Below are 10,285 nucleotides of genomic sequence, written 5' to 3'. Positions count from 1 at the left end.
GGCCGCGTCGAAGGCGATCGCGGCAGCGAGCGGGTTGGAGTAGGTGCGGTGCCAGGTGATCAGACCGTCGCGGACCCGGGCGAACGTCACAATGTCGTAGGCGAACCGCTTCCCGGTGGCCAGGACGCACCCGTGGAGGCGGTACTCCGCGACGATGAGCTCGGGATCGTCCGTCGCGTGCACGCTGACGTGGTCGATCCCATCGAACTTCTGCATCTTCGCGCCTTCCCGCAGGTGGACCCGGAAGGCCTCGCGCCCCGGCTCCTGCTCGGGCACGCCCGGCGGCAGGTAGGGCATCTCGAAGACGGAGTCGGCGGCGAACACGTCGGCCATCGCCTCGCTGGGCCCTTCAGCGGTGAGGCGGAGGAGGCGGTTGACGACCTCGTATGCGGTGGTGGCAGCGGTCATGGCAGACTCCCCTCCAGAAAACCGGGGCGCTCGCCCCGGTTCATGGATCGAATATACGGGGCGACCGCCCCGTTTGCCACCGGGATCAACTCCTCCGTACGGAAAGGCACTCGAGCTTGAGCACCGAAGGGCGGCCACTGCGCGCCGACGCACGACGGAACAGGGAGCGCATCCTGCGCGCGGCCCGCGATGCCTTCGCCACCGAGGGCATCGCGATCCCACTGGACGAGATCGCCCGCCGGGCCGGGGTCGGACCGGGCACGGTCCACCGCCACTTCCCCACCAAGGAGGCGCTGTTCGAGGCGGTCGTCCGCGAGCACCTGGAGCGGTTGACGCACGAAGCCCGCGGAGCCCTGGCGGACACAGCCGCAGGGCCGGCGTTCTTCGCGTTCCTCACCAAGATGACCGCGGAAGCCGACGCGAAGCAGGACCTGACCGAAGCGATCACGGGAGCGGGCGGGCGCATGAGCGCCGAAACCGAGGGCCTGGCGGCGGATCTGCGCGAGCTGTTCGACGCGCTGCTCACCCGCGCCCAAGCGGCGGGGGCGGTACGGAAGGACGTGGACGCGGCCGATGTACAGGCCGTCGTCGTGGGCGCACTGGTCGCCGGGCGCCGGCGCGGCGAACGCGACCGGCCCGGGAGGCTGGCGGACATGGTCTTCGACTGCCTGCTCCCCCGCGGGGCCGCCCCCGAGGAGCCGGGCTGACAGGCCCGGCGCCGCGGCGGTGAGCCATGCCGTTCAGCTCGGACCCGGGCGCGCGGCGCCCGCGGCGGCGACAGCGACGGCGAGCGGGTCGCGTGAAGGGCGGTCGAGCAGGGCTTGAAGATCCGTACCGGTGTTCTCCAGGAAGCCGTGGCGGATGCTGGTGGCGATCGAGGAGAGCATCGGCGGCTGGAACGGCAACAGCCCAGGGGCGTCCAGGAGCCTGCGCCGGTATTCGCCCAATCCGATGGTGCGGTGGGCCACTCCAAGGCCATCGGCGACAACGGGCGCCGTGATCGGCGCGCCGACGAGGTCATAGACGCGCTCACTGTGCCGCTCCGGATCGCCTGCGACGACCGCCGCCACGTCGGCCAGGTCCTCACGAGCCACGGCGGACAGCGCGCCCTCACCGAACGCGGACTCCACCGCATCGCCGTTCCACATCAAGAGGGCGCCGAAAAGCTCGGCGTACAGGCCGTTGCGCAGGATCGTCCAGCCCAAGCCACTGCCTCTGACCAGTCGCTCCGTTGAGCGATGCGCCAGTGCAAAGCCAAGGTGGTCACCGGCGCCGGTCAGGCTCGTGTAGATGACGTGCTGGACGCCGTCGCGGGCGGCGGCGTCCAGCACGGCCGCATGCCGGCGGATCACCTGATCGTCCTCCGCGTAGCCCGCGGAGACCAGCACGAGCGTCGAGACACCGGTCAGGCCGATACCGGACGGCTGGTCGAAGTCGAGGAGCCGTACTCCTTCGCCGGGCGTACGGCTGCCGCCGATCGCCTCCACACCGCGGGCACGCAGCGCCGCGAGGGTGAGTGAGCCGAGGCTTCCGTTCACGCCGGTCACCAAGATCATGGGGCCGCAGTCTCCTTCGTGGTTCTCTTCAGTAACTACGATCGGATCCTGACCCGCCCGCAAATCGGCCACAAGAAGGCACTTTGATGTCACCCACGCACACCGGTGTAACCCCTGGGCCCGCCGAACTCAGCCCCTGCGGCCAGAAGGACCACCCCGACTGCGGCATCCGGGACGTACTGGACCGGGTCGGCGACAAGTGGTCGGTCCTCGTCATCGTCGAGCTCGCCGGTGGGCCACGGCGCTTCCGAGAACTGCAACGCGCGATCGACGGCATCTCCCAGCGCATGCTGACCCTCACGGTGCGCAGACTGGAGCGCGACGGGCTCGTCCTGCGCACCGTGTACCCCACGGTCCCGGCCCAGGTCGACTACCGCCTCACCGAAACCGGCGCGAGCCTCACCCACCTGGTCAAGGCGCTCGCCGAGTGGTCCCTGGCCCACCGATCCGTCATCGCCGAAGCCCGAAGCGAGTACGACCACAAGCACCCCGATCACGACATGCGTTGACGTGCTCCCCGGCCTAAAGTCCGGGGATTCCTGCCACGGTCGTGTGACCGTCTGGGTGGCTTCCTGCTTCAACGCGCTGTGCCGGGACTTTCGTCCTGGTCTTACCTGCGCTCTGCGAGGCGTTTAGCCTGTCCGCCCGTCCGGCGGCCAGGGTGTTCTTCGAGGCGTTGTCGTCGCGGTCGTGGACGGTACCGCACTCCTTGCACATCCATTCCCGGACGTGCAAGGGCTTAGGGCCGTCCTTGACGCCACATGCCGAGCAGACCTGCGAGGTCGGCTCGAAGCGTCCAATCTTCCCGAAGTACCGGCCGCACTTGATCGCCTTGTACTCGAGCATGTTCACGAACGCCGACCACCCGGCATCGTGCACGGACTTGGCCAGCCGGGTGCGCCCGAGGCCGGACACCGCAAGGTCTTCCACATACACCGCTTGGTTGTCGCGAATGATCTGTGTGGATACCTTGTGATGCCAGTCCCGGCGGCGGTCGGCCACCCGGGCGTGCTGCCGCGCGACCCGAATACGTGCCTTGGCCCGGTTCTTCGACCCCCTGGCCTTCCGGCTGAGGTCCTTCTGCAACTGCTTGAGCTTCTTCTCCGCGCGGCGCAGGAATTTCGGGGAGCGGACGCGGGTGCCGTCGGAGAGCACCGCGAAGGTGGACAGACCAAGGTCGATGCCGACCTCGGTATCCAGCTCGGGAAGGATATCCGGTGCGGTGTCCACCACGAAGCTCATGAAGTAGCGTCCCGCACAGTCCTTGGTGACGGTCACTGAAGTGGGCGCGGCCGGCAGCGGCCTGGACCACTTGACCTTGATGGTGCCGACCTTGGCCACATACACCGCGCCATTGTCCTGAAGGGAGAAGGCGTTGGTGTTCAGGCGGATGGACTGCCGGGTGTCCTTCTTCGACTTATAGCGAGGCTGCGCGACCTTGCGGCCTTGGCGTTTGCCCTTGAGGGAGTCGAAGAAGTTCTTGTAGGCGGCATCCAGGTCCCGCAGGGACTGCTGCAGCACGACCGCCGATACGTCGGTGAGCCAGGCGCGTTCTTCGGTGTGCTTGGCCTGGGTGATGCGGCGCCGGGACAGTTCGGCCGACGTCACATAGGGCAGTCCCGCCGTGTGTGCTTCCTTCCGGTCGCGCAGGCAGTCGTTCCACACCACACGCGCGCACCCGAACGCACGTGCCAGCGCGCGGCGCTGCGGGGCATCCGGGTAGACCCGGTAGTTATAGCGGAGCTGCACGAACGCGATCGTACTTTGGTCTCATGGATGGTGAGGGCGACTTTCGCCGTGGCAGGCATGTAATTTCAGCGATGCACGTTCATTTTGTCTTTGTGACCAAGTATCGGCGTGGAGTGTTCAACGATGAGATGCTGACGTGCTGCGAAGAAATCATGCGGAACGTGTGCCAGGACTTCGAGGCGGACCTCAAGGAGTTCAACGGCGAATGCGATCATGTGCACCTGCTGGTGCACTACCCGCCGAAGATCGCCGTCTCCAAACTGGTCAACAGCCTCAAGGGCGTCTCTGCCCGCTACCTGCGACGCGAGTACACCGGAGCCATGAACCGCGCCATCATGCACGGACGCCTGTGGTCGCCGTCCTATTTCTCCGCCTCATGCGGAGGAGCGCCACGCGCGATCATCCGCCAGTACATCGAGCAGCAGCAACATCCCCTCCAACCTGCAAGTCAGAGCAGTCCTAAGATGCGTTTCATCCCCGGCCTGAAGGCCGAGGCTTTCACGCAAGATGATCGGTAAACCATGTCCGCAGAACTGCGTCTCACCGTCCTCGGCTGCGCCACGCCGTACCCGAGTGTCGACAATCCCTGCTCCGGCTACCTCGTAACCAGTGGCGACACCCACATATGGGTGGACGCGGGCACCGGAACGCTGTCCCCGCTGCAACGTCATGTCCGGCTGGACGAGCTGGACGCGATCTGGATCTCACATCTGCACGCCGACCACAGCGCGGACCTGCTCACCGCCTACTACGGCGCGCTCTTCGCGGACATCCAGCTCGCCGCACCCATCCCCCTGTACGGCCCGCCGGGTATCGCCGACCGGCTCGCGCACTTCCTCACCAACACAGCCGAGCGCAGCCCGGTCGAGTCCGCCTTCGCCATCGACGAACTGCACGACGGACACCAGGTGCGCATCGGCGCGCTCACCCTCACCAGCCGCGCGGTGGCACACGGCATCCCGGCCTTCGCCCTGCGTGCCGAGGCCGACGGCAGGTCGCTGGTCTACTCCGGGGACACCGCCCCGTGCCCCAGCCTCACCAGCCTGGCCGAGGGGTGCGATGTGCTGCTGTGCGAGGCCGAGAGCGCGGAGCGGCCAAGCTCGGGGGAACAGGTGCACCACACACCCGAAGACACGGGCGACACGGCCCGCGCGGCCGGGGCGGGACGGTTGATCGTCACGCATGTCGGCCGCTTCCTCACCCCGCAGCAGGCGGTGACCCGGGCCTCGGCCCGTTTCACCGGTCCCGTCGACTACGCCGCGCCCGGCGCAACGTTTGTGGTCGGCTGACTCGCTTGCGCCGTGAGCCGACCCAGTTGTCCGCGCAGATCCGCACGATGAGCAGCCCGCGCCCCTACGTGGCCTCGATGTTCGAGCCGGCTCCGCCGAGACCGGGAGACGCCGGTCCGGTTCGGGCCCTCCACCCACCCCCTCTCAAAAAAATGCTTGCTCTACATCAAGCGTTTTTCTGAGAGGGGGCGGGGGGGGAGGGCTGATCCCGTCCGCCGGTGCAGCGCTCAAGCCGCGATGTCGAAGGCATCGCAGGGCGTCGGCGCGAGTTCGAACCAGAGCAGCTTGCCGCTGATCCCGAAGAGCTCGTCGGCGAGGGCGTAACCGCCCCAGTTGTCCGCACAGATCCGCACGATGAGCAGCCCGCGCCCGTACGTGGCCTCGGTGTTCGCTGCGGCTTCGGCAAGGGCGGCCGAGCGGTCGAAGAGCGCAGGGGGCTTGTCGAAGGGCGGCGGGATGTCGGGGTTGGTGTCCCAGATGCTGACGCGGAGGCGGCCCTCTTCAACGGCCCGGATGCGCATCTCCGCCGGGCCGGTGGTGTGACGGTAGGCGTTGGTGACCATTTCGCTGGTCACCAGGGTTGCCGGGTCGGAGAGTTCGCCCATGTCGTGGCGGGCGAGGACCGCCCGGAGGGTGGTGCGTGCGATGGCGGCGGCGCGGGGGTCGTGGGGCAGTCGGAGGGAGTACGACCAGGGGTTTTCGGGGTTTTCCGGGGTGTCCGGGGCTACGGTGGGCACGGAAGTCTCCCGTCTGGAGGTGGAGTTGACTGTGTCCGGGCTCACACCGTAGCCCCTGCCGGTTAAGGTATTCACCGTTGCCTGAAAAGGACTTCAGATTCCACTCGTGTGAGTGACACGCCTGTTGCAGGTGAGTAGAGAGAATCGGCAGATGCCCATGAGAAGTCTTCCCACTGCACGTCAACTGCGCCTCGGCACTGAACTACGCAGACTTCGTGAGCGTGCCGGAATGTCGTCGACCGAGGCCGGGCGCCTGCTCGGCACCAACCAGACGACGATCAGCAACATCGAGGCCAGCCGGTTGGGTGTGAGCGCGGATCGCTTGCGCGCGCTGGCACGCAACTACCGCTGCGCGGACGACGCACTGATCACGGCACTCATCGACATGGCGGCGGAGCGGAGGCGAGGGTGGTGGGAGGAGTACCGGGAGACCCTGCATGCCGGATTGCTCGACCTGGCCGAACTGGAGCACCACGCCGTAGCGCTGCGCACGGCCTACGTCGCACACATGCCGGGCCTGCTGCAGACCATCGATCACGCCCGTGAGATCTTCCGGCAGGCCGTACCGCCGCTGTCTCCACCGGACGTAGAGCACCATGTCTCGCATCGGGTCAAACGGCAGGCGGTTCTGTATCGGGACAGGCCCACCCCGTATACGGCGATCGTCCACGAGGCCGCCCTGCGGATGCGCTTCGGTGGACCGGAAACCGCGCGCGGGCAGTTGCAGCACATCCTCGAGATGAGCGAACACGCCCACATCAAGGTGCTGGTGATTCCTTTCGAGGCCGGGTCCTTCCCCGGCTCAGGACAGTCGATCCTCTACGCAGTCGGTCCCGTCCCACAACTGGACACCGTGCAGTTCGATACGGAGCATGGCTCCGAACTGCTGGATGCTCCCGCCCAACTGGAGGGGTACCGCGTCGTGTTGGACCGCATGGAGACGGTCGCCCTCACGGAGCGCAAGTCGCGTGACCTCATCCAGACCATCATCCGCACCCTGAAAGGGGAATGAGATGTCCGTCCGCGATTGGCAGAAGTCCTCGTACAGCGCCCAGGGCAACGCCTGCCTCTACATCTCTTCGACCGACGACGCCACGATCCGGCTCCGCGAGAGCGACGACCCCGACACCATCCTCACCACCACCCCCACCACCCTGCGCGCCCTCATACGCAGCGCCAAGGCGGGCCACCTCGACCACCTCGGCAAGGCGTAAGGCGCATCACACCGCCACCGGAACACCGAGCTCGGCGAGCAGGCCACGGATGCGCTGCTCGATCCCGTCCCGGATCGGGCGGACGGCTTCGACGCCCTGACCGGCGGGGTCGTCGAGCGTCCAGTCCAGGTACCGCTTGCCGGGGAAGTACGGGCAGGCGTCCCCGCAGCCCATGGTGATCACCACGTCGGACGACTGCACCGCCTCCACCGTGAGGACCTTCGGCGTCTCGGCGGAGATGTCGATACCGACCTCGCGCATGGCTTCCACAACGGCCGGGTTCACCGCGTCGGCGGGAGCGGAACCGGCCGAGCGGACCTGGACGCGGCCCGCGGCGAGGTGGGTGAGGAAGGCGGCAGCCATCTGGGACCGGCCCGCGTTGTGCACACAGACGAACAGCACGGAGGGAACGGCAGGAGCACTCATCAGCTCAGGGCACTTTCTTCAGCGGGGCGGGAAACGACGATGCCCTCGGGGGCCGGGGCCGGGGCCGGGCGACCGAAGTTGACGGCGACCAGCCCCAGACCGAGCACGGCGCCGCACAGCTGCGCGGCGAGGAACGGGGCGACGGAGGCGGGGGCGATACCGGCGAAGGTGTCGGTGAACGCCCGCCCGATGGTCACCGCCGGGTTGGCGAAGCTGGTGGACGAGGTGAACCAGTACGCCGAGCCGATGTAAGCAGCGACCGCGACCGGAGCCAGGTGCGCCCGGCCGACACGGGCCAGGCCGAAGACGAGCCAGATCAGCCCGGCGGTGGCCACCGCCTCGGCCAGCCACAGGTGTCCGGCGAATCGGTCGTGAGTGGACCACTTCACCAGCGGCCGACCGAACATCGCATCCGCGAGCACCGCGCCGCCGACTGCCCCGGCGGTCTGGGCGGCCAGGTACGCGGCCAGCTCCCGCAGGCTCAGGCCGTCGCGGGTCCGGCGGCCGGTCCACCAGGCGGCGAGGGAGACCACCGGGTTGAAGTGCGCCCCGGACACCGGCCCCAGCAGCACGATCAGCACGCCAAGGCCGAAGACCGTGGCCAGGGAGTTGGCCAGTAGCTGCACGCCGACGTCGCGGGTCAGCTCGGTGGCCTGGATGCCGGAGCCGACCACCACCGCGACCAGGGTCGCCGTACCGACTGCCTCGGCGCCCACGCGCCGCGGCAGCGGCACCGCGGCGCTCACGCCCCGGCCTCGGCGGGCACGGCCCCGGCCCCCGCGGGCACGGCCCCCGCGGGCACGGCCCCGGCCTGGAGCAGGGCGGACAGCTTCGCCAGGGCCGCGGGGAGCACCCAGTAGTACACCCATGTCCCACGGCGCTCCGAGCCGACCAGACCGGCCTCGCGCAACACCTTCAGGTGGTGGGAGATCGTCGGCTGGGAGACGTCGAACGGGCCGGTGAGGTCGCATACGCACGCCTCGCCGCCCTCGTACGAGGCGATCAGCGACAGCAGCCGCAGCCGGACCGGGTCGGACAGCGCCTTGAACATCCGCGCCAGCTCGGCCGCGGCCTCCTCGCCCAGCGGCTCGCGGACCATCGGCACACAGCACGCCCCGTCTTGGTCGAGCAGCGGCAGATCAGCTTGCTTTGACATTTCTCTATATTGACAGCTGCCTAATCAAGCAGGCAACCTCGAGACTGCATAGACATCCATCAAAACAGGCCCCGGAGGGGAAACCGCCATGTCCCGCATCCAGCTCGCCCTGCGCGTCGCCGACCTGGAAGGCTCGATCGCCTTCTACTCCAAGCTCTTCGGCGCCGAGCCCGCCAAGCGCCGCGAGGGCTACGCCAACTTCGCCATCGCAGAGCCCCCGCTCAAGCTGGTCCTGATCGAGGGCGCGACCGGTGAGGAGACCCGCCTGGACCACCTGGGCGTCGAAGTCGCCGACACCCAGGAAGTCACCGCCGCCACCGAGCGGCTGAAGGAGACGGGCCTGGCCACCTTCGAGGAGAGCAACACCTCCTGCTGCTACGCGCTGCAGGACAAGGTGTGGGTGACCGGCCCCGGCAAGGAGCCGTGGGAGGTCTACGTCGTCAAGGCCGACGCCGATTCCCTCGGCAAGAGCGCGGAAGGCGCCCCCGAGGCGTGCTGCGGCACCGCCTGTGCCAGTTGACCCGCGCCCCGCAGTGGCGTGAGACACTTTGCCTTCTCTTTACAACCCGCCCCACCGCCCCCTCGTCTCTCCGCTCGATCCGTAACTCAGCCCGCCGCGTACCCGTACCGGCCGGGCGGACCGACGAGAGAGAGCGATCCCATGCGCCGAACCGTCCTCAGTGCCGTGGCACTCGCGTGCACCGCCGTGCTGGCGAGCACGGTGCCCGCGTTCGCCGACGAGGCGACCCCGGTCCCGAGCAAGACCCCGGCCACCAGCGTCCCGTCCCCCCGCGAGGAGCCGACCAAGACCCCGGAAACCGCCGCGCCCGCCACCGCCGTCCCGACTCCCCGCGACGAATCGCGCCAGAAGCCGGCCGACCCCCAGGTCCGCGCAGTGCCGAAGGGCGCGCCGAACACCGGGGTGGCGGAGGAGTCCTCGGATTCCGGGGTCGGTGCCGGGCTGATCGGCGGCGGCGCCGCCGGGGTGCTCGTCGCGGGTGGCGCGGCGGTGTTCGTCGTACGTCGCCGGCGGGCGACCGGGGCATGACCCTGGTCTCCAGGCGTGCGTTCGCCACTGCGGCGATGGCCTCGCTGCTCGTGGGGTGCGGCGGCGGCCACCAGGCCAAACAGGCCACGCAGGACGCGCAGGACGCACGGACCGGCGGGCGCTCCGGGAGTGCGCCACCGCCTTCCTCGAACCCCGTGAAGGCGGCGCGTGCCCTTGGGCGTTCGGTGCCGGTCAGGCTGCTGATCCCGGCCATCGGGGTGGACACCCCGGTCATGCGGCTGGGGTTGGCGGCGGACGGCACCGTGCAGGTGCCGCCGATCGCGGCGCACGACCGGGCGGGCTGGTACCGGCACTCGCCGACGCCGGGGCAGGTCGGCCCGTCGGTCATCCTCGGCCATGTCACGGTCGGCGCCTACGGGGACGGGGTCTTCCGTCACCTCTCGCGGCTGCACCGGGGCGACCGGATCGAGGCGCGCCTGGAGAACGGCAAGACAGCGGGGTTCACTGTGAGCGCCGTACGGACGGTCGCCAAGGCGGACTTCCCGGCAGACGCCGTCTACGGGAACGTGGACCGCCCGGAACTGCGGCTGATCACATGTGGTGGCCCCCGTAGCGGCGACGCGTACCGCGACAACGTGATCGTCTTCGCCACGCTGAGCTCCACCAACCCCTGACCCACCCCCCACTGGATCCCGGGCTTTTGGAACGTACGTTCCGTCGGCCCGGGATCCAGTGGGGGGT

General features: G+C 68.8%; 15 protein-coding genes and 1 pseudogene. 9 read left to right on the top strand and 7 right to left on the bottom strand.

Annotated elements, in window-relative coordinates:
- On the bottom strand, positions 1–408 hold a 408-nt coding region (locus tag CCN51_RS44520; protein WP_086860868.1), incomplete at its 3' end, for a nuclear transport factor 2 family protein.
- A gap of 116 nt (positions 409–524) precedes the next feature.
- On the opposite strand from CCN51_RS44520, the gene CCN51_RS44515 reads away from it, so the two are divergent.
- On the top strand, positions 525–1,115 hold the full coding sequence (locus tag CCN51_RS44515; RefSeq protein WP_014176566.1) for a TetR/AcrR family transcriptional regulator: 591 nt from the start codon (positions 525–527) through the stop codon (positions 1,113–1,115).
- Between the two features lie 33 nt (positions 1,116–1,148).
- On the opposite strand, the gene CCN51_RS44510 is transcribed toward CCN51_RS44515, so the two are convergent.
- A complete protein-coding gene (locus CCN51_RS44510; protein ID WP_014176567.1) occupies positions 1,149–1,964 on the bottom strand; it encodes an NAD(P)H-binding protein in 816 nt (271 codons plus the stop codon).
- Between the two features lie 86 nt (positions 1,965–2,050).
- Between CCN51_RS44510 and CCN51_RS44505 the strand changes: the two genes are divergently transcribed.
- On the top strand, positions 2,051–2,473 hold the full coding sequence (locus CCN51_RS44505) for a winged helix-turn-helix transcriptional regulator (protein ID WP_014176568.1): 423 nt from the start codon (positions 2,051–2,053) through the stop codon (positions 2,471–2,473).
- Between the two features lie 13 nt (positions 2,474–2,486).
- On the opposite strand, the gene CCN51_RS44500 is transcribed toward CCN51_RS44505, so the two are convergent.
- Positions 2,487–3,713, bottom strand: coding sequence for an RNA-guided endonuclease InsQ/TnpB family protein (locus CCN51_RS44500; RefSeq protein WP_014176569.1), 1,227 nt, complete (start codon positions 3,711–3,713; stop codon positions 2,487–2,489).
- Between the two features lie 23 nt (positions 3,714–3,736).
- Here CCN51_RS44500 and tnpA point away from each other — a divergent pair.
- Both tnpA and CCN51_RS44490 read left to right on the top strand, forming a co-directional pair.
- A pseudogene (gene tnpA, locus CCN51_RS44495) lies at positions 3,737–4,147 on the top strand (IS200/IS605 family transposase); the annotation flags it as partial.
- Between the two features lie 87 nt (positions 4,148–4,234).
- Positions 4,235–5,002 (top strand): MBL fold metallo-hydrolase, encoded by a 768-nt coding sequence (locus tag CCN51_RS44490; RefSeq protein WP_014176571.1) that lies wholly within the window; start codon positions 4,235–4,237, stop codon positions 5,000–5,002.
- Between the two features lie 227 nt (positions 5,003–5,229).
- On the opposite strand, the gene CCN51_RS44485 is transcribed toward CCN51_RS44490, so the two are convergent.
- Complete coding sequence (locus tag CCN51_RS44485; RefSeq protein ID WP_014176572.1) at positions 5,230–5,739, bottom strand: ATP-binding protein; 510 nt, start codon at positions 5,737–5,739, stop codon at positions 5,230–5,232.
- 151 nt (positions 5,740–5,890) lie between these two features.
- Here CCN51_RS44485 and CCN51_RS44480 point away from each other — a divergent pair, with 151 nt between their 5' ends.
- Positions 5,891–6,751, top strand: a complete 861-nt coding sequence (locus CCN51_RS44480) for a helix-turn-helix domain-containing protein (protein WP_043486828.1) — start codon at positions 5,891–5,893, stop codon at positions 6,749–6,751.
- Between the two features lies 1 nt (position 6,752).
- Positions 6,753–6,953: a DUF397 domain-containing protein gene (locus tag CCN51_RS44475; RefSeq protein WP_014176574.1), complete on the top strand. Its 201-nt coding sequence runs from the start codon at positions 6,753–6,755 to the stop codon at positions 6,951–6,953.
- A gap of 6 nt (positions 6,954–6,959) precedes the next feature.
- On the opposite strand, the gene CCN51_RS44470 is transcribed toward CCN51_RS44475, so the two are convergent.
- From CCN51_RS44470 to CCN51_RS44460, 3 genes are read right to left on the bottom strand one after another with little or no spacing between them, the layout of a single operon-like run.
- On the bottom strand, positions 6,960–7,379 hold the full coding sequence (locus tag CCN51_RS44470; RefSeq protein WP_043486831.1) for an arsenate reductase ArsC: 420 nt from the start codon (positions 7,377–7,379) through the stop codon (positions 6,960–6,962).
- Positions 7,379–8,125: an aquaporin gene (locus CCN51_RS44465; protein WP_014176576.1), complete on the bottom strand. Its 747-nt coding sequence runs from the start codon at positions 8,123–8,125 to the stop codon at positions 7,379–7,381. The genes CCN51_RS44470 and CCN51_RS44465 overlap by 1 nt, the downstream gene beginning before the upstream one ends.
- Positions 8,122–8,535, bottom strand: coding sequence for an ArsR/SmtB family transcription factor (locus tag CCN51_RS44460; protein WP_055413936.1), 414 nt, complete (start codon positions 8,533–8,535; stop codon positions 8,122–8,124). The genes CCN51_RS44465 and CCN51_RS44460 overlap by 4 nt, the downstream gene beginning before the upstream one ends.
- Positions 8,536–8,623: 88 nt before the next feature.
- Between CCN51_RS44460 and CCN51_RS44455 the strand changes: the two genes are divergently transcribed.
- The 3 genes from CCN51_RS44455 to CCN51_RS44445 all read left to right on the top strand — a co-directional run bounded on the left by CCN51_RS44455 (position 8,624) and on the right by CCN51_RS44445 (position 10,218).
- Positions 8,624–9,055, top strand: a complete 432-nt coding sequence (locus CCN51_RS44455; RefSeq protein ID WP_014176578.1) for an ArsI/CadI family heavy metal resistance metalloenzyme — start codon at positions 8,624–8,626, stop codon at positions 9,053–9,055.
- Between the two features lie 141 nt (positions 9,056–9,196).
- Positions 9,197–9,583: a hypothetical protein gene (locus CCN51_RS44450; protein ID WP_014176579.1), complete on the top strand. Its 387-nt coding sequence runs from the start codon at positions 9,197–9,199 to the stop codon at positions 9,581–9,583.
- Positions 9,580–10,218, top strand: coding sequence for a class F sortase (locus tag CCN51_RS44445; RefSeq protein WP_014176580.1), 639 nt, complete (start codon positions 9,580–9,582; stop codon positions 10,216–10,218). Before CCN51_RS44450 ends, CCN51_RS44445 begins: the two co-directional genes overlap by 4 nt.
- Positions 10,219–10,285 lie beyond the last annotated feature (67 nt).

The organism is Streptomyces milbemycinicus, assembly GCF_002154605.1.
In the GTDB taxonomy this organism is placed as follows: domain Bacteria; phylum Actinomycetota; class Actinomycetes; order Streptomycetales; family Streptomycetaceae; genus Streptomyces; species Streptomyces milbemycinicus.
This window is presented reverse-complemented; position numbering and strand designations above follow the sequence as displayed.

Excerpts from the sequence above, each read along its gene's own strand:
- CCN51_RS44445 (WP_014176580.1), top strand. The coding sequence starts at position 9,580 with ATGACCCTGGTCTCCAGGCGTGCGTTCGCCACTGCGGCGATGGCCTCG.
- CCN51_RS44480 (WP_043486828.1), top strand. The coding sequence starts at position 5,891 with ATGCCCATGAGAAGTCTTCCCACTGCACGTCAACTGCGCCTCGGCACT.
- CCN51_RS44510 (WP_014176567.1), bottom strand. The coding sequence starts at position 1,964 with ATGATCTTGGTGACCGGCGTGAACGGAAGCCTCGGCTCACTCACCCTC.
- CCN51_RS44505 (WP_014176568.1), top strand. The coding sequence starts at position 2,051 with ATGTCACCCACGCACACCGGTGTAACCCCTGGGCCCGCCGAACTCAGC.
- CCN51_RS44470 (WP_043486831.1), bottom strand. The coding sequence starts at position 7,379 with ATGAGTGCTCCTGCCGTTCCCTCCGTGCTGTTCGTCTGTGTGCACAAC.
- CCN51_RS44475 (WP_014176574.1), top strand. The coding sequence starts at position 6,753 with ATGTCCGTCCGCGATTGGCAGAAGTCCTCGTACAGCGCCCAGGGCAAC.
- CCN51_RS44455 (WP_014176578.1), top strand. The coding sequence starts at position 8,624 with ATGTCCCGCATCCAGCTCGCCCTGCGCGTCGCCGACCTGGAAGGCTCG.
- CCN51_RS44450 (WP_014176579.1), top strand. The coding sequence starts at position 9,197 with ATGCGCCGAACCGTCCTCAGTGCCGTGGCACTCGCGTGCACCGCCGTG.
- CCN51_RS44460 (WP_055413936.1), bottom strand. The coding sequence starts at position 8,535 with ATGTCAAAGCAAGCTGATCTGCCGCTGCTCGACCAAGACGGGGCGTGC.
- CCN51_RS44490 (WP_014176571.1), top strand. The coding sequence starts at position 4,235 with ATGTCCGCAGAACTGCGTCTCACCGTCCTCGGCTGCGCCACGCCGTAC.